The sequence below is a fragment of the Pantoea sp. SGAir0430 genome (assembly GCF_043549295.1).
In genome coordinates this window covers 3509982-3529435 of record NZ_CP039427.1, presented here as the reverse complement: position 1 = coordinate 3529435, position 19454 = coordinate 3509982, and the positions used below count along the sequence as shown (strand labels likewise).

Annotated in this window: 11 protein-coding genes, 1 tRNA gene and 1 pseudogene; 7 read left to right on the top strand and 6 right to left on the bottom strand. The window is 47.8% G+C overall.

Annotated elements, in window-relative coordinates:
- The first annotated feature begins 21 nt into the window (after window positions 1-21).
- The 6 genes from E7738_RS16665 (at window position 22) to E7738_RS16640 (ending at window position 4416) form a co-directional block, all read left to right on the top strand.
- Window positions 22-804 (top strand): SDR family NAD(P)-dependent oxidoreductase, encoded by a 783-nt coding sequence (locus E7738_RS16665; protein ID WP_394515842.1) that lies wholly within the window; start codon window positions 22-24, stop codon window positions 802-804.
- 199 nt (window positions 805-1003) lie between these two features.
- Window positions 1004-1079 (top strand) — tRNA-Ile (locus tag E7738_RS16660).
- Window positions 1080-1320: 241 nt separating this feature from the next.
- Window positions 1321-2151 (top strand): hypothetical protein, encoded by an 831-nt coding sequence (locus tag E7738_RS16655; protein WP_394515841.1) that lies wholly within the window; start codon window positions 1321-1323, stop codon window positions 2149-2151.
- Between the two features lie 109 nt (window positions 2152-2260).
- Window positions 2261-2479, top strand: a complete 219-nt coding sequence (locus tag E7738_RS16650; protein WP_071994876.1) for a helix-turn-helix transcriptional regulator — start codon at window positions 2261-2263, stop codon at window positions 2477-2479.
- A gap of 116 nt (window positions 2480-2595) precedes the next feature.
- Entirely contained in the window at window positions 2596-3690 is a 1095-nt protein-coding gene (locus E7738_RS16645; protein ID WP_394515840.1) for a YagK/YfjJ domain-containing protein, read from the top strand.
- A gap of 21 nt (window positions 3691-3711) precedes the next feature.
- Window positions 3712-4416: a hypothetical protein gene (locus tag E7738_RS16640; protein WP_394515839.1), complete on the top strand. Its 705-nt coding sequence runs from the start codon at window positions 3712-3714 to the stop codon at window positions 4414-4416.
- Window positions 4417-5134: 718 nt separating this feature from the next.
- Here E7738_RS16640 and E7738_RS16635 read toward each other — a convergent pair.
- The 5 genes from E7738_RS16635 to hhe form a co-directional block, all read right to left on the bottom strand.
- Window positions 5135-6127, bottom strand: coding sequence for a hypothetical protein (locus E7738_RS16635; RefSeq protein ID WP_394515838.1), 993 nt, complete (start codon window positions 6125-6127; stop codon window positions 5135-5137).
- A 237-nt stretch (window positions 6128-6364) separates the two neighbouring features.
- Window positions 6365-7444 carry a PD-(D/E)XK nuclease family protein gene (locus E7738_RS16630; RefSeq protein ID WP_394515837.1) on the bottom strand — a complete coding sequence of 360 codons (1080 nt, stop codon included), beginning with the start codon at window positions 7442-7444 and terminating at the stop codon, window positions 6365-6367.
- Window positions 7445-7459: 15 nt separating this feature from the next.
- Window positions 7460-9166 carry a LeoA/HP0731 family dynamin-like GTPase gene (locus tag E7738_RS16625; protein WP_394515836.1) on the bottom strand — a complete coding sequence of 569 codons (1707 nt, stop codon included), beginning with the start codon at window positions 9164-9166 and terminating at the stop codon, window positions 7460-7462.
- Complete coding sequence (locus tag E7738_RS16620) at window positions 9166-11364, bottom strand: dynamin family protein (protein ID WP_394515835.1); 2199 nt, start codon at window positions 11362-11364, stop codon at window positions 9166-9168. The genes E7738_RS16625 and E7738_RS16620 overlap by 1 nt, the downstream gene beginning before the upstream one ends.
- A gap of 503 nt (window positions 11365-11867) precedes the next feature.
- A complete protein-coding gene (hhe, locus tag E7738_RS16615; protein ID WP_394515834.1) occupies window positions 11868-17549 on the bottom strand; it encodes a DUF4011 domain-containing anti-phage protein Hhe in 5682 nt (1893 codons plus the stop codon).
- Window positions 17550-17968: 419 nt separating this feature from the next.
- Between hhe and E7738_RS16610 the strand changes: the two are divergent.
- Window positions 17969-18250, top strand: a pseudogene (locus E7738_RS16610) (type I restriction endonuclease subunit R); the annotation flags it as partial.
- Window positions 18251-18267: 17 nt separating this feature from the next.
- On the opposite strand, the gene E7738_RS16605 reads toward E7738_RS16610, so the two are convergent.
- A protein-coding gene (locus tag E7738_RS16605; protein WP_117111563.1) for an IS3 family transposase occupies window positions 18268-19415 on the bottom strand; the annotation gives its coding sequence in 2 pieces (ribosomal slippage) (window positions 18268-19178 and window positions 19178-19415; 1149 coding nt in all).
- Between the last annotated feature and the right edge of the window lie 39 nt (window positions 19416-19454).

Sequence of the window (19454 nt, the reverse complement as noted above, 5' to 3'; positions counted from 1 at the left end):
CATCATACAGAGGGCTTTTCCATGTCACACCAACTGGCTTTAATCACCGGCGCTTCCAGCGGTATCGGCGCAACTTACGCTAAACAGCTGGCCGCACGCGGCAACGACCTGATTCTGGTGGCGCGCGATGCTGCACGTCTGAGCGCACTGGCGCAGTCGCTGCACGAAGCGCACGGCGTTGAAGTCAGCGTGCTGGCCGCGGACCTGACGCGCCATGAGGATCTGGCGCGTATTGATAGCGAGCTGCAGAACAATACGCGTATTACCACGCTAATCAACAATGCGGGCATGACGGTGGAAGGCGAGTTTATCGACGCCAGCATCGACCAGACGCAAACCATGCTGGCACTGAACGTGGTGGCGCTGACGCAGCTCTCTCACACGGCTGCGCAGGTTTTCCGCAGCCGCAACGCGGGCACCATCGTGAATGTGGCGTCGGTACTGGCGCTGGTCAACGAACAGGCAAACGGGGCCTACAATGCGACGAAAGCTTTTGTGCTCTCGCTGACGCGGAATATGCAGCGTGAGCTGGCGGGCCACAACGTACGCGTACAGGTGCTGCTGCCGGGCCTGACGCGCACCGAGATCTTTCAGCGCACCGGGCGCTCGGTGGATGACCTGCCGGCAGAGATGGTGATGGAGGTCGACGACTTAGTCGCCGCCGCGCTGCGCGGTCTGGATGACGGCGAAGCGATCACCATCCCTTCGGTAGAAGATATGGGCCTGTGGCACAGCTTTGAGCAGGCGCGCGGCGCCATCCTGCCATTTATCTCGCTGAATAAGCCCGCCACGCGCTATCGCTGAACCTGCGCATCCTGAGACAAGGCAGCAGCAAGCCTTGTCTCAAAAACGCGACAGCAGTGGGCGCTTATTGCCCGCTTCTGCTTGGGCTCGGGGATTTTTTGCTGTGAGATCAAGGACTCAGTGATTGCGGGAATTTTCACCAACCGATTGAGCAACGCTGGATCGCCCCACCGAGATACTTTATAATCCCCGCTCCGCTGGCCCCTTAGCTCAGTGGTTAGAGCAGGCGACTCATAATCGCTTGGTCGCTGGTTCAAGCCCAGCAGGGGCCACCAAATAAAACAAGGAGTTAGATGAGAAATCGTCTGACTCCTTTTTCTTTGGATGCGATTCAGGTGATGTAGTGGGTGACGTAAGTGAATGGCTGGGTGACGCAAGCAGCTTGGGTTTAAATGTCTGTCTGGATGTTTGCCAGAATCCTGATTTCCTGTTTTCGAAAAGCCTTACAGCCGTTCGATTCAATCATCAACACAGCCTTATCTGAACCATCCCAGGATTACAGGTCAAAAACAAGTTATGAGTTTCGACGATTCCATTCAGCAACTGCGCAAAGAACAGCTCGCGCACCAGTCAGATGCAGAACTCTTTATCAGTGTTAAGTCTCTTTTTGAACAGCTTAAACAACTTTACGCAGATCAAAGTCACAATGCCTTGTGTCTTCTGGCATTGAAAAAGTATCGAAGTGCAAAAGTGCAGCCATCACTTCACTGGTTTAGTGATGGACGTTGGAGCGATATTCCGCCAGTTGCCTTTTTTCAGCTTTTAGATAAACACGGCGCACCAAACATAGGTGCCCCTGATTACTATCCGAATGCTGAGGCAGCACTGCGAGCAGTGAGAGATGATGTCATGAATACTAATAAGCTGGCTGATTGTGGTTTTCTTCGTACAGAAATTACTGCTGCGCTTGGGATTACACTTGATACGGCAAGACCAGAAGAGCTGGCAAGTGAACAAGATAGCTCGGACATAAAAGCCGAAAACCTGGTACTTAAAGAAAAAATTGAGGCGCTGGAAAAACGTCTGGCTGCTCCTATAGAGAAAGCCGAAACTTATGCAGCTAAACGGGAAGAGTTTCTCATTGCTGTCATAGCCAGTTTGTACGATAAAAACAGGCTCACCTCTTCAAAAGATCTACTGCCAAAAGCACCAGAGCTTTTGAGGTTGGTCGAAAGTAAGATCCCGCTATTCTGGCCAGCGGAAGGGTGTTTTCCAATGAGTGAAGAGCAATGCCTGAAAAATCTTCGGGAATCGATTAGCCTGCTTGAACGCGACGTGACTGATCTTCATCAGTTGCGGATTGAAAAGAGACAGATGCAAAAAACAAGAAAAATTAAGTCATCTTAATCAGCAGGATAACAAAGGTCACCAAGGTATCTTTCTAAGGTATCCACGACATAAACCCTCTCGGTTTTTAAGATACGTTTCATATTGATTCGCTACCGAGAAATTTAACATGAAACATATCAATTCTTTATCAACGACTGTCAGTCACCTTCCGGGCCCTCAACGTCTGATCCGTATATGTGAGATGCTTGATCTCCTGAATTGCAGCCGAACCACCCTTTACCGCTGGGTAATCAGCGGTGAGTTTCCTGCGCCAAAAAAACGTGCAGGCAGAACTATGGGCTGGACAGTCACACAGTATCAACAGTGGCTCGATAACTGCTGCTAAACCTCTAAGCAAGGCTGGAATTTCCAGCCTTTCTTTTTATCTGCTGATGCAACCATTTGAAACAACAAGCGCATCAAATCGTTATCAATCCGTGATTCTGATACATCCGTAACCCTATGATAAACAGTAAAATTGGCAGTCTGGATTCAGCCCATCAGGAGCCGGTAATTAATAATATTACGCGCAGTACGGTTTATCCGGATATCCGGGCTAAAGGCGAGTTTCTGTATGACGATGTTCTCTGGCCAGTCATGCCTGAAGAGAGTCAGCAGGATGTGAAGATCATGAATTCTCTGTTCAAGGCAGTTGATAGAACTTATGCCAGTTGCTCTCGCTTTCTGGCAATCCGTTATGATTTTCATCTGCCTCAATACACGGCTGACAACCGCGTTATTACCCGCTTTCATCAGCTATTGATTCCTGCTTTAAGGAAGGAGTATCCCAAAAGCTTTGCTCGGGTATTTTGGGTAAGAGAACAGAATCAGGCACCAGCACAGCATTATCATTACCTGTTGATGGTTGATAGCAACTACGTGCGTCATCCTCTTAAAATTAACAAGCTGGTGGAGAGCCGCTGGAAAATAGCAACGGGCGGAACGGTCTGGTTTCCAAAGCATGGTTACTACTTAATTCGAAAGAACAATGCTGAGGCTATGACCGCATTGTTACTGCGGGTGAGTTACTTTGCTAAGCGGCACTCTAAGGAAGGAATTGCTAAAGACATCGCGCGTTCCGGAACCCGGCATTACCCGTATTTGAAAAAAGAAAAACATACTAAAACTGCACGATTACGTACTCAGATTGCCCATTTTGATCGGGCACAAGCGCATTGCCCTCTTCCCGGAAAGCTGGATTCGCTTTTCACTCCCGCAGAGCACTCTGCTGGTAAGCCTACGGCACTAACTTTGTCAGATAGCCAACAATTGGATAAGGCTGCCTCACTGCCAATGAAGGCGCTCAGACGAGCGCTGCAGCGTTTTAGTACACTCAGGGGCCGCCTGCCTGACGGTAATAGCGTCGTGGCTGGTACTAAACTGAGCCCTCACTGGCACCGTCATTTTGAGCGTTATTACCGCTATTACTGGCCATGCAATATCAGCGTTTCACAGTATTGCCGCTGGTATTACCTAAATACGTCCACCGCAAGCCGCTATTTGTGTAACTACCCGGCTAATCTGGTTAATCCATGGTTGTTAGCGTGCTGGCTGTAAATATTTTGAAAGTTGATAAAGATGGAAAACAAAACAAGCAGAAACGCTAAAATTTCGCTGCCTCACTCACTTAATCGTAAGATGAAGACTTATGTAGGCGGCATTGATTGGCTAACCGGTTATGAAATTGTGCCGCTGACTGATGAACAGCGTATGCAAAGAAAGCAGCACCTGCATGCTCTGCCTGCAACGCTGGATGAGTTGTTTGAGCGTTTCCTGCTGCCTGCCATAGAGTGCGACGTGCATTACAAGGATTACAACTTCTGGAGCGAGACATGGCGTACCCAGTGGGCATATCACAAACAAAATTATCGTCGTGAAGCGATTTTGAATGGCGTAACGCAGCAACAATATGCACAAGCGCATAAGCTTCCTAAACGCTTGATGTACAACAATCTGCATAAATGTGGAGGTGCAGCAATCCGTGTGCTGTTTTGGGTTTATCATCGTCGGCAGTTCCACCAGCAGCAGCGGCTTACGGTTCAGGAATACATTTTTGAGCATCAGCTTCCTCAACGCACAGCGTATCGCCAGTTGTCGCGACAGCCAATGAGTAATATCTGGGCTCAGCATTTTGATAACTACTACGGTGATGCATGGTTGAGGCATTGTAACGTCAGAGAGTATGCGGATTTTTACGGTTTGAACGTCACCACTGCCCGCCAGTATCTTTTTAACTTTCCCATTGGGCTTTTTGACCCAATGTTAATTAAGCCTTGGATATGATTTTTCAACACATCGCTGAAGAATATGATCATGAATTCTGATCACTGGATAATGATCAAAACCGTCAAACGGTAAACAACGCAATGATCAAAATTTGAAAACCTATAATCAGTTTTTGTATATAAAACAAGCATGTCTTGACTGGAGTGAGAAAGAGACACACCTTGTGTTTTAACTTAGTGAACCGCTCTGGAAATCAGCGGCAGTTAGCACTACAGGCGCTTGATGATGAAATGCCCGGCTTTGCATGCGACTGTGCGTCTGCATAAGGCAGTAAGCTGCTGGTAGTGGAAAACTCTGAGGCGAAGCTCACAGACCTACTGCCCGTTGATTAAAATTTTATGATGTCAGTGATTTCTTGCAAATTTCCACTATGCGCTCTCAGAAGGTGTACCCTGTTGCAAGTCCGCTTTGTGCCAAAGTCGGACGTTCGGCTTATTGTTTTTAAGATTTTCTCAGTGTGACTTAATTTATGTTTTCTGAATCGCCACGAGTAATCCAGACGACTGCCGAGTCGTAGCGCAGGTTATCGCCAACTCTACGGCTGGCTTATGGGCGCTTTTTATGCCTAATCGGCTAAAGTCGAGGGCAAGAAGCGTGCACTGCTATCGGCTTAGCACGTTAGTTTTGAAAGCAGGACATGCACACCTCAACCAGCAAGACGGTTAAATAAGCTGGTATTTCTGATGCAAGATCTTGCTCTTTGCCCTCATTAGCCTCATTCAGGACGTTGTGCGGTTATTTTATAACCAAGATTTTCAAACGTTGTAATCAGCCGCTGAATAGAGCCGATACTCCATTGGTTGGTAATCAGCACCGTCTCACCAGAGATGAGCTCAATGGGCGCCTCATGAAAACGCTTTCGTCGTGACAGAGTGACGTCTGATTCCAACTTTATAAGACTGCGATGAACATCCTTTCCAAAGATCGATATAACAGAGTTTATATTCTCCGGTTCATTCTCCGCTATCCAGTCGCTTATAAGCTCAAAAGCCAAGTTACGCTTGTTATATGTCGCGCCTCTAAAAACAAATTTAGAATAATCTTTCTCAGATTTTTCATTTGCCTTCATGGCTTCTATTTCTTTGCGCTTTTGTCGGACAAGAAAATCTTTTGCCTCTGGCAACGGGATTATTTGTTCGAAATTCACCAGCAGTTTGTCGAGATGAAGATATGGACTTAGCCTGAAACAGCTGATATTAAGACCATTATTGTTAAGCCACAGGACTGTGTTTGTGACCTCTTTAGAGAAATCAGCTGATATTAAAACAATCCGCACCTGCGTATTAAAATCAGCAATTTCGCTTTCTTCTCTCTCACAGAAATTGAGGATTTCATTCTCTGCATTTTTTTCGACACCTTCTTTATCGAGATATTTTTGATAGCACTCAGCAGCTTCATGAAACGTCATTTGCGAAACCATAGCAGCATACCTTACTGCCTGAAGCTCCATATGGGCGCCCTGCTCATCACGTTTGAGCTCAATGACGACCAGATTGAAATTTTTATCGATGCAGAGCAAATCGATCCTGCGCTGACTGTCCTCCCAGTTATTAAACTCTTCCTGAATGACCATGCAGTCAGGAACGAAATGGCTTATCTTTCTGGCTAAGGCCGACTGGATATCTCTGCGTTCAAGAATGGATTCGCGCGCAAACGTCGTTTTTGAGACTGCCTGAAACTCCTGCTCTTCTAAAGTGAACAACCCCATACATTCTCCATGTAAGACATTTAAAAATTAATGTAATAAGCTCTTTGCCATCTTCAAGGCATCATTTGAAAACGTATCCGGGCAAGGCACGTCACAATCGCTCGTGCCCAATTCAGTTTTGCAACGTCAGTAACATCGCAAAGCAACGTAATCCACGCTGAGCCGGTGCCGCGCTGTTATTCATGCGCCGCCTCTTAAACCCAGCGTAAAATGGGCCGGGTTGCCGTCCCACAGAGCTCAGCGGAGCTCACGCTCAAAGTTATCCAGTAACGTCATCCGCTTTGCCAGATCCGAAAGCAATTCAGATTTAGGGGTTTCCTGCGGGACATGGCAGGAAAAGAAACCCAAAATTCTTCCGTTGGCTTCTTCCTCATACTCTTCCTCACTTCCCTCGGTGTTGAGCATCGCGATCGCTCTTTCACGCATCTGCTCATTTTCAAGATCGCAGGCGTAAGTGATCACTTCAAACCACTCATCCACCGTTCCGTTCAGATACAGAACCACATCTGAAGGTGAGAACCAGTGGGAACATTTAAAGCGCAGTACCGGAAAGCCAGACCAGTTAGTCAGACGGGCTTTGATCTCATAGCCCTTGTCGCTGAAATGTTCAGTAAGGTAACGCTGGCATTCTCCGGACAACGTTTTAATGACGGTTTTCTTGAGCTCTTCTATTTCTGCAATGCGATGGAGATTAGTCAGAACAAACGCTTCGGTTTCAGTTGTAACAGCAGGGTGGCTCACAAGTAACTCCAGATGCAGGACATACTCACGCAGTATGACCAGCCATTTGTTTAATGATGAAGCCATATAGGCTTCCCCGATCCGCGAAGACAATGCACCGGTAAGCTGCCGGTAACTGACCCCAACCCAGCCCTCAGGCGCACAACCGTTGGGTGATAACACCACGCAAAGGGGCGTTTTGCCCTGATACGCTTCCTGTTGAAGGCACGTGAGGTAATCATCAAAGGGATTATTCTGCAGATGCCAGACCTTGTTCTCGATGATCATTACCCAGTCTTCACCCTCAAGCAGGATGTCGATCCGGTTCCCTCTTCCAGTGCTGACTTCACGCTGAGGCGGTGCGGACAGTTGGGCGTTGAACGTGTTTGCTAGCCCCATGCAGCTGAACAGCGCCTCTGCCGCCAGTGGCCCCAGCCCGTGACCACCGTCAGGATCGAGAAAGAAGGCCAGCACATCGCTGACAGGATTTTCATAGTGCCCGCGGGCACCTGAGGAAAAAATATTCGCTTCCGTTTTACGTGGCTGGGGAAGGCTTTTCATCTGATTCAGCAACGCTTCCAGCGCTAAAATGTCCATTTTTTCTCCCGAAGCTTAGTCGTTCACGCGCGTGTATTCCGCATCAATCGCTTCCGCATCCGCACGCCAGCGGGCAAAGAGTGACTGTTGCTCCTGAATCGCCTGCATTGCGCGTTCAAGGCTCGCCATTTCATCCTGCATCAGTGCGAAACCGGTAAAATAATCGCGTGCGAATTCACTTCCTCCCAGCACACTGATTAATCCATCGCGTTGCTGGTTAAAGTTCGAAATCATGGAGTCGATCATTTTTTTGAACTCCGCCTCACGCTTTGCCTGGCTGTAGGTATCCCACAATTCCAGCGCCACGCCGGCGAACACCAGCGCCCCGTTCAGGCCTTTAGCAAATTTAATGGCTCCCCAAGGTTTAAACTTCAGCAATTTTCCCAGCTCTAACCCGGCCATTTTACCAACGGACACCACCCCATCACGAGCGGCAATCACGGTTGCACTGTTAATTAAGTTGCTCTTAACGACATAATTCAGACCCTGCTTGCCCATCGCCGCCATATTGCCGTTGTAGTGATTGATTTCAGCGCTGTAGCCCAGATGCATCTTCTGGATGGCATTGTTTACGGACTGCACGCGGCGGGCGAACTCGTTGTCCAGGCGGGTATCAATGATGATGCCTTGCTCACCGATTTCGCTCTCGAAAAACTCCATATAGGTTTCGAGACTTAGGCCCCGGGCGCGAAGTATCAAATCTTTAAAGTAGTCGAGTACAAAGTTATTGAGACTGATGCGCGCTTCCGCGATATCGCGCTGCATGGTCAGCAGCTCTTTGCTGAGCCGGACATGAATGGATGAGAGATCTTCTACTTCCTGTCGGATACGCACATCATTCGCGATGGCTTCCGGCAGCTTCCGGGTCAGGATATCCCTGATAACACTCTTTTTCGTTTCTTCACTCAGCGCCAGTGCTCCCCCGCTTTTTTCTATCTTGTCGCTCGTCGCGTCCTGCAGTTCACTGATATGAGACAGCGCACGGAATTTTGCCGGGTTATCCAGCCAGTATTCGGTCCCCATATCAAAAGGGTTAGCCGCGACGGCGACAATATTTAGCGCATCATGTTCCAGGGAAGTGAGCGCGATCAGGTCGTCCAAACGCGCACGCACGTTCTGGCGCTTCACCTCTACGTTGGCGGCGTAATCGTCCTCATCCTCCACGTCCGCTACTTCATCGAAGCGGCTGAGAACGAACACCGTACGTTCAAGCAGGTTCAGGGTACGGAAGAGCCATTCAAGGTCGGCCTTATGGCTCTCTTTTATCGGATTGGTGGAGTTCATGACATAGAGGATCAAATGCGCCTCACTGATGTACTTTTTGGTCATGTCCTTGTATTTTTCGACAGCCCGGGTGTCTTCGTTGAACTGTTCTTTGAAGCCAAACAACCCGGGCGTGTCAATCAGGACAAAGTCCGATCCCACGTCGTACACTTTGACTTCGTTGGAAGATTCCTGATGGCTGATATTCATGCTCGCTTTATCGAGACGCCCCATCCAGGCGGCAGCTATTGAGGTTTTCCCTTCGGAGAACCCTCCAATCAGCGCGATTTTTAATTTCCCGTTCGCGGCATTCTCTTTGGCCGCTTCAATTTTATTGATGAGCTGCACATCGACCGGGACGCCGACCTTCTCACCCTGCTCAAGAAAGGCGGTGAGTTCATCCAGAATGTGAACATTGCGGGACTGCTGCGCTTTAAAAACATCCAGCGTTTTTTCCATTACTTCGCTCCAGAAAAATCAATTCCAGTGGATAAAAGGCGTAATCCGGCCGCGGCCTGGATCAGGATCTCATTGATGCCCGAAACCTGTTTCACAGGCTCCTCCAGCATGTCTTTAATCTCAGCGATTTTCTCTTGCAGCTCCGGGAAGGCTTTTTGAATGCCGTCGACAATGGCGTCGTTCATGTGGGCAGCCACGTTGCTGAGATTTTTGTCAGCGGACTGCTTCTGCTGAGACATTTTGTAACTGGAGCTGATCATGCTGCGCAGGGCTTTGTAGGCCGCAAATGCCAGATTCGCCAGCGCCGGGCCGAGGACAAGCCACCCGGCGGGGTTCCAGAAAAGTAGCGCGCCGCCCGCGAGTGTCGCCAGAAGTCCCGTGACGTTGATGCCGTTATCGATATCAATCGTGAGGGGAATATTACTACTGAATCTGTGCGTCTGGAGGCGTGAAAAGGTATTGAGGATCCCGCGAGCGTGCTGCTGAAACTGCGCAACAATGTCACTGATCTCTGACTGAAAGCGCTCAAGTTCGGCTTTAAGTATCCCTGGAAGAGACTTTTCAAGCGAAGCGTGCTCTAGGCTAATCATGGCCTCCAGCTCACTTTTAAAGCGATCGTTACTGATATCACCGTCAATCACTTTATAGATACGCTCGCGCGTATGATTGCGGAAACGACTAACGCTCTCCTCCGCGCGGTCAATCAGACGCTGGCGCAGTGATTTCAGTGCGTGATCAAGCTGCTTGTGTGCGCTGTTTTTGTCCTCATTAAGCTGCCAGACAAGTTTTGCGTAGGTGTCTGACTGCAGCACGCTCACCTGTGCGGCAATGTCATCCAGCACAACGCGGGTTTTCTGTATGTTCGATCGGGCAATTTTTGACTTGCTGTCGGCGACAAGCTGTTGTGTCAGTACGCGCGCAAGCGCTGAAACGCCCGTTTTTTCGAGCAATTCTTCCGGGGTAAAGGCTTTCAGGAACTTATCGCGACTCTTCGCGTTGGGCCCACCGGGGACCAGGTGTTCGGCCAGACTGAGAAAAGCAGGCATGGCGCTGACAACCAGCGTTTGACGATAGTTTTTACCCAACTGCTCGCGCATTTTGTCGTCCAGATCCTGAATACTGTGCGCTTCATCCTCATTAACGAGGGGTCTTCCAAGCGCCATAGCATTCGTTACACGCTTATTGAACAACGTCCAGACTTCAGTCTGCGCATTGAGATGTGACCTGATTTTCTCCAGTGTGCCGGGATTATCCTCATCACCTTTCTGCGGCGCCGTGGCTTTACTGGTGACATAAAAAACGGCGTGCGCTTTCTCGACCGCGCGCTGTATCTGCTCGCGCACCTTGCTCTCCTTACCTTCAATACCGGGTACGTCCAGCAGGGCAAAGCGCTGACCGCACGACTCAAAAGGATAGAGAGTGGCGTCCAAGGTGAAATCGGACATACCCGTGCCGATGATTTCACCGTCCGCCAGTGCGTTCAGTTCGGCAAACTTTTCATCCATCCGCGCGCGCTGCTTCAGCATCGTCTGCCGTTGTGCATCACAGTCCGCTTTCTGCACGGCAAACGATTGTGTTTCCTGATGAATTTCTGCCTCTAATGCCTGCTGCTTCTGTTTCACCTGACGCCACTGCTTTTGCTCTTGAGATAAGATCCAAAGAGCCAGTAGCCGACGTATTGCTGACCAGCGCGTCTTCTGATCCTCAATCAACGTACTCAGCCGCGACAATTCTTTATCGAGTTCAGCTTCGCGATCTGAGTAGCGGCCTCGCACCTCCGCCAGGGCCTGACTTAGAGAGGCTGCTAATGCTTCGTTTTCTTTTAAAGCCCGATCAGCGTTTTCAAGCGCCTCTGGTGAGAGATCGTGTTGCTGCTGAAACTGGCGAAACGCTGCCTGCCGGGTGAGCTTTGTATTCTCTTGGAGCAGGATGCGCAGTGCCTCAATGACCGTTGATTTTCCCGCATTAGTCTCCCCGTAAAAGGCGATGGTAAACGTCTCCCATTCAGCATTAGAACGCAGGCTGTCAATTGCCTCGTTCAGGCGCGTCTGGAAACTCTCAAGTTGAAGGCGGGCATTGCTGTTGGCTTTCTGTAAGGCAGGGTCTTTTACAGGCAGGGTCAGGTTGTCGAGAATTCGTTCTACTTCCTGCGAGATTTTTTTATAGACCTGCGTAGAGGTCTCACTGGCAACAGACATGCAGCATCCTTTTGAATTGATCCATTTGGCGCGGCTGTAATACGCAGCGTGGGCAGTAACCGCTCAGGTAAAACTTCTGACCGCAGCCCTCCGCGTCACCCAGAGCCTAAAGTTGTTGACTGGTTCAGGCGCGCCGATCATATACACAGCACTCATCGTTGAATCGGCAGAATGAGAAATTCCTTTAATGGAAACGAGGCAAAAAAGTCATTTAATCGGGCAAGAGAAATGATCCAATGCGCCCATAAACGTCACGACGGCCAGACAGTATCTCTTTAACTTTCCTACAAGGCTTTTTGATCCAATGTTGGTTAAGCCCTGGATGTGATTTTTTGGTAGGGATTAATGTGAAAATGTGATCACAAAACTGATCACCGAAACAGTGATAAAAACCACCAAATGGTAAACAACGTAATGATCAAGCATTCTTAAAAAATGTATAACCTTTATAAAAACCGGATGCAGATAAGTTACAAGAGGCTTCCTTGCCTCACTGTAAAATTTTACTCTAATCCTTCTCCGTCAATGATAGACAAAACTCTATCTAAATAAGTCTTACCCATCTTGCTTTCGGTCGCTTCACGCAGATATTTAGGTATACGCTCTACAAACTCAGAGCGTGACAGCGGCTGATGCTCAACTAAAGCTTCAATCATAGCAGGGCGTAGCAATTTATTTTCATCTGCAATATAGGGACACTCTATGTCTATCACCTCTCTGGCAAAACGTTCAAGCCGCAATCTAAGCGGCTCGGCACTATCGCTAAAAGCTGATACATCCGTACTGACTTCATGTTCTTCAACAACTAACTGTTCGATAGCCTGCTCTTCAGAATATTCATGTTCAGGAACTGTGGTTTTTAATTGATGTAATTCACGAATAATAGGTTCCAAAACCTCTTCAGGATTACTAAACCAATCTGTGGACCATATACGACGAATCCGCCATCCCAGTCCCTCTAACACATCCTGCCGTAAGCGATCCCTGTCACGAGCGGACTTAGCAGAATGGTAAGTTGCACCATCGCACTCAATCCCCATTAAATAACGTCCCTGCTTACCGGGATCACGAACCGCAATATCAATAAAGAATCCGGCTACCCCGACCTGAGGTTCACAACGGAAGCCAGCACTTTCCAGCGCTGTAATAACGGCTACTTCAAAATCACTATCCGGCGCTTTTCCGGTAATCTGAGAAAGCCCATCCATGTTGCCCTTTTCAGCAAAGTGCAAAAAGCCGCGTAAGGCCTGAACGCCACGCTTAGATGTTTCTGTTACCTGAACATCTTCCGCTCGCATTGAGCTGAAAACATGCATCCTTTTTTTGGAACGAGTGAAAAGAACGTTCAAGCGACGCCAGCCGACATCTGAGTTGATAGGGCCAAAGCGTTGATATACTTTGCCATCGGCCTCACCCGGCCCATAAGTAAACGAAATAAAGATGACATCACGCTCATCGCCCTGAACGTTTTCGAGGTTCTTAACAAAGAGTGCATCGCTTTTCGTTCTTAATCGATCGATAGCCGCCTCAGCTTGAGAGTCTTCACGACACATTTCGTCAATGGCTCGTTCAATTTGTTCACGCTGCTTTGAGTTCATGGCTACGATCCCCAAAGACTCCTCAGGTGAATGAATTACATGTAAAGCCACAGCTTTGGCAATAACTCGAGCTTCTTCAATATTATGCTGATTAATAAAACGGCCGTTTTTAACGAAGCTGAATTTAACGCCATACTCTGGAGCATGAGCGTTAGGTGATGGGAAAACCACTAAATCACTGTTATAAAAATGACGGTTAGAGTAGGCGATCAGGCTCTCGTGCTGAGAACGATAATGCCATCTTAAACGGCGCATTTTGAAAAGCGGCAAAGAGGCATCAAGAATACTGTCAGTCTGACTTACTGCAGCGGTGTCTTCGTCATCATCATCAATGCCTGCACGATCAAAGAAGCTGGTTGGCGGAAGCTGTTTAGGGTCACCAACTACGACAATTTGCTTACCGCGCGCGATAACTCCCAACGCATCCTCAGGCTTAACCTGTGAAGCTTCATCCATCACAACAAGATCAAATTCAATGTCACCCGGTTGAAGGTAATTAGCCGCAGACATTGGCCCCATCATAAAACAGGGCTTCAACTGGAGCAGTGCGCGACCGGCTCGATTAATAAGTTGACGAATCGGAACATGCCTCGTCTTCTTGCCAGTCTCGTTTCTGATAAGAGCCATTTCCGTATAGTCTGCTTTTCTTCCCCCTGATGCACCCTGGGGAACCGGATTGCTCGCAATAACGGCTGCGATACGTTCACGCTGCAGTTTCTGAAGCGCCTTGTCATAGTCACGAAATGTTTTCTGCATGGCGCTCCGGCTATTACCCGATACCCGCAGAAGATGCGGACGTTCAGATGCAACTTCGCGCGCCAGCTGATCGAAAATAGCCATCTGCAAGCCGGTATCAATGTGTTCAATTGCAAGTGTATGGCTCATGATCGCATCACGGATACGCTGTAGCCCGTTACTTTCAATAGCTTTAGATACTCGGGTAAAATTAAGCCAACCATTTAACCATCGAGGTTTAGATATAGCTTCTTTATTACGCTCTATTAATGCGGAGAGACGATCCTGGCATCGTTGCTGCCATTGCATAATATCAAGATGAGTCTCCTGTGCAAAATTAATTTGCCGGTCTGTTTGAATTCCCCACTTGTGCTCAAGGGTGTTTAAATGCTGTTGTAGGCTTCGGTACTCATCGCCGCCGGATAACTTTTTGATTGCATCAGCCAAATCAGAATTGTGGATTTCTTCACGCATTTGTTCTGTAAAAGTAATAGTTTCACTCATCACATTTAGAAGACGCGTGTTATCTTCACTTGCTCCAAAAGCTATTTCATTGGCTATCGAAAAAATATCGCCAGGCAAGGTATCTTCACTTATAGCACTCTGCTTTTCTTGTATTTGATGCAAGATGACGACCTTTTCATTTACTGTCTCCAAAGTAAGTTGCTCAGCTGTAAACCATTGCTGTATTGGAAACAGTGCATCCTTAAGGTTCGCTATAAGAGGTGAAAAAATATTTGTGTCACCGGTCAGTGTTTGAACGTTTTCAGGAAATAAAACGTTTGACGGGATAGTTTTCTCATACTCTTTCAGTTTGGTGAGATGCTGCGAGATTTGAGTATCTACACCTTGATGTTTTAACTGCTGGATACCTTTGAAAATCTGGCTATCCAAAGTGAGTAAAGCGCTGCCTATGGCAACGTTAGCGCCGAAGCCGATCCCCCAGACACTACGCACTTTGCTATACCAGTCTCGAAGCTGCCGCATCTGGCTCGGCTCGGTTTCTAATCCTTGATAAAGCTCACCGAAAATTTGGCTAAAATTACGTGCCTCAAACTCAGCTAGTTCTTGAGCATACTGACGAAGCCTGGGCAGTTCATCATAAAGCGTTTTCCATTTTGTATTAGGTTCGCTGGATAAGCCGATTAGCGTATTTTTGGCTTGTCGCCATGAGCCGCTTAACCAGCTGAACAAGCCAGAGTCGTGCAAGCTGCTTTCAATAGTCTTCAGCTGTTCATCATCAGTTACTTTATTCAGTACAAAGCGTGACTTTAACTGGTCGCGCAAGGTCTGTAACGATGTCAACCGCTGGCTTAACTCTTCGATCAGCGGCTCGATACCATCATCATCGAACCTTTCATGTCTGTATTTAACTAAATCGCCAGGTAGCTCAAATGCAACATAAATAAATGTCGCTATTTGACTAAAACCTTGCGGAGTAACAGGAAATCTTTCGGAAACAGAAGATGGTAAAGATTCAAGTAGTGCGGAAAGATGCTCACGATCTGATTCAAAAGAAGTATGCATTTGCTCTAAACTACGAATCAGACGTACGACATCAGCAAGCGTGGTCACGCTATCCAGACCAAACGTTTTAGCGATATTCGGGAAGTCAGGCGCAGAAGTCCCTTCCTCAAGGAGACGCAATTTTTCAGGCATCAGGTAGTCAGCCATATGACGATAATCAGCCTGAACGACATTGAAATCCATCAGCCAATTTTTTAAATGTTCAACCTTATTGTCATCAAGCCTGGCGTAAGCCTGAAAATCAGCTTCAGCGGGCAGATCCGGAAGTCGACCGGACAACTCAACTAACTGAGTCTGCCAGCTCATTTCGTCATGGTTGGCAGTAACAATCGAATACTGATTTAGAAAATCTGAGAGTGCCTGCTGCCATGAGATTAGCGCTACATTCCATTCATTCAGAACTGAAACAATTCTATCACTGTCGAAAAGCTGGATATCGACGTTATTGATGCCATACCAAGGATGCTCCAATAGTTCAGCCTGCTCACCGACCTGTTGACGAAATTCCACAACGACATCTTTAAACTCTTTGATTTGGTCACGTAGTCTTAACTGCGCCACGCGATTCAATTTCTGCCCGGAAAGGTTTTCTATATGCAGTTGAGTTGGATCGATACCCAGTTCGCGTCGATAGCGTGTCGCCCCGGTCAAAATCTGGTGAACAGTAAGCTCGGTATGCCTCCAGATCTCATTAATTTCCTGAGCGTAACTGTTTAACTGACTCTTTAAATCTTCATAGCGTGAAATCTCTGCGTCAATTTGCGCAGGCGTTTTTTGCAATGACGGATTATGCAGCCTTTTCTGAATATCCTCTAAAACCTTACGCTTATGCGATTTATGACTGTGAAGTTCCAGACAAAAATCACCTAATCCCGCCTTATCGAGCCTGTGTTTTACCACCTCTAGCGCAGCGAGCTTTTCCGCAACAAAGAGAACCTTTTTACCATTTAGCATCGCAGCGGCAATAAGGTTCGTTATTGTTTGTGATTTCCCCGTCCCTGGTGGTCCTTCGATTACCAAATTTTCGCCGTTTACAGCATCAATCAGAGCGCTATGCTGCGAACTATCGGCATCATAAATAAGCGGAAATTTTTCATGAATGTTATCGAGAGTATCTATCGAATACTCCCTGGACAAGCTTCCTGTATTCGAATTATTTCCTGCCTGAGATGTAAAAAGGCGTTTGATCACTTCATGATTCAGTAAGTTTTGACTGCCTTGAGGCCAACGCTCTGGATCAAGATCCAGATACATCAGCATCTTGCTGAAGTTTAATAAGCTCAATGCTCCGTAGCGACGCACTTTCCAGCGCGGCTTATTCTTTTCGATGATTGCCTGTATTTGTTTGAAGTAAGTTTCAGGTAACATCTCGTCATCAAGGCTGGGCAAAGCAATACCAAAATCGCCCTGTAATTTTTCATGCAGCGACAAATTAGGGATAATGTCTTCCCCGGTATAACGTAAGTGGTAACGATAGAGGCCGGCCTGTGGATCGAGCTTACCTTTCTCAAGCGTCACCGGAACAGTAAAGAGTGGAGCAAGTCGAGCCTTATCTGAATCTTCGCTTTCATACCATTCCAGAAAGCCAAGGGACAAATAGAGAATACCGGCCCCCGTCTCTTCAATTGCGACCTGCGCCTTACCATGGATAGAGCGCAACACGGCTTCCAGCTCGGCTGGATAGTAAAGTGTCTGAATTTGGTCATCGGTCAGGGATGCCTGAACTGATGGTTTACGCAACGGCTTGCCCGCTTTCGTATCGCGCTCAAACTCACCGATATCTTTGTAGCCAAGCCGGGTAAGAAGAGCATCCAGATGTTCGCCTGGAAGGCCGGAGTTAGCCTCAGTACTTCTGATGCCTGCTAAAGAGCCCCCGTTTTCTTGCAGATGCTCAAGGATGACATCTCTTGCTTTGATTACCAGCTCATAATCTTCTGATGAGATATTGTTTTGAGCGCTACTCAGCAACTCATAGCTGGTATTGATACCCAATTTTCCAGCCCAGGTTTTCGCATCGGGTAAGGATTTCGTTGCTTTCTCTTCTGCTGAAGAGGCATTTTTCTCCAGATAACCAAAATGCTGTAACTGTGCTTTGGTCGGATCCGGAACAGGAGCGAACTGCATGACCTGTTCTGACCTGAGGGTTTGAAATAGCTGATCTGGCAGCTCATTGATGATACGTAATGAAGAGTGCTTTTGGTTAACCGGAAAATTTAATAGCCGGTTTCGTGAAGTCAAATCCAGCAATTTACGCCGCATATCCTCAAGTGATTTAAGGATATAACCTTGAGATTTGTCATCGATTGAAGAAGAGTGTTCCGCCATATCAAACCCTGTAGATCATAGCAAAAGATTAAAAGAACTCACCAACCTGTCTGTTTTCAATGTCTGTCAGGAATAAAAGCCGTGCCACTTAAAGTCATTATGTCTATCGTGACGAGTTCTGTTTTTTATTACTAAAGATAGTGAATTCAGAGACAGACCTTACCGGGAGACAGGCTTCCTTTTTATCTGGGAAACCCAACCGGTAAGCATCGGGATAGCAAAATCATACTCTGAGCAGTGATGAACACAAGAGGATAATCAATAAGGAAGGTTTAACAAAAAGCACCAAGCTGCATATTTGACTTAGTAAGGTTAAAGATCTCACCGCTCTGATTTTCTTGGCTAAAGGCATTAACGAAGCACGTTATTTGTGCAAAAATCGGTCCATCTTCCTTCACATTTATCTGACTGGAAATGCTATGGCTGGCGTGAACAAAGCTCAACTGACTGAAACCGATATCGTAACTAAATTTATTCTGCCTGCGGTCAAGAAGGCCGGATGGGATGACATGACGCAGATTCGCCAAGAGGTGAAGCTACGTGATGGCAAGGTAGTTGTGCGAGGTAAGCTGGCATCCCGTCAGAAAGTCAAATCAGCAGATATCGTAATCTATCATAAGCCCGGCTTACCGCTGGCAGTCATTGAAGCGAAAGCAAACAAGCATGAAATTGGAAAAGGAATGCAGCAGGGACTGGGTTATGAATCGCCACGGATAATCTAGACACTTTCGAGCCGTTGATAATATTTGTTTTCGTATTCAGTTGGTGGCATCTGATCGCTCGAGCCATGCCGACGCTTACTGTTATAAAACATTTCGATGTAATCAAAAATATCACTGCGGGCTTCTTCCCGTGTTCCGTAGATCTTTTTCTTAATCCGTTCGCGTTTCAGTAGCTGGAAAAAGCTTTCCGCAACCGCGTTGTCGTGACAGTTACCGCGACGACTCATGCTGCCTTCCAGACCGTGTGATTTCAGGAACGATTGCCACTCATGGCTCGTGTATTGACTGCCCTGATCAGAATGAACCAGTACCTGTTTTTGAGGATTACGCCTCCACACCGCCATTAATAATGCGTTCAGGACAATCTCTTTTGTCATGCGGGGTTGCATTGACCAGCCGACAACTTTCCGGGAGAACAGGTCAACCACCACGGCCAGATACAGCCAGCCTTCGTGAGTTCGGATGTAGGTTATGTCCGTCACCCAACGCTCATCTGGTGAGTCCGGATTGAACTGCCGCTGGAGCCTGTTCGGTACCACGATGCTGGCTTCGCCTTTACGTGCCCGTGGGCTACGGTACCCAACCTGAGCTTTTATACCGGCACGCTTCATCAGCCGCCAGACCCGGTTCACTCCGCACTGCTGCCCGCTATCCCGCAGGTCCAGATGGATCTTGCGATAACCATAGACGCAGCCAGACGCAAGCCAGAACTGTTTGATCTGCCCGGTCAGCATCTGGTCTGCCTGGTGACGCTGTGAATGTGGCTGCTGAAGCCAGACATAAAATCCACTCGGATGGACGTCCAGAACCCGACAGAGCAAACGAACAGGCCAGCAACGGCGGTTGTCGCGGATAAAGGCGTACCTCAGTCGGACAGTTTTGCGAAGTACGCCGCGGCTTTTTTTAGTATGTCTCTCTCGTCGGTAACCCGCTTCAGCTCTTTCTGGAGTCGGCGGATCTCGGCCTGAGCATCTGACTGTTCTTTATTAGTGGATGAGTCCGGGCCGTACTTCTTTATCCAGGCGTAAAGACTGTGGGTGGTGATATCGAGACGTGTTGCAACGCTGGAAACAGAATGACCGCGATCAACAACCTGTTTGACTGCTTCGATTTTAAACTCTTCGGGATAACGCTTACCGCTCATGGGCACCTCTCTTTAAGCCATCTTAAATGACTCCGAGGT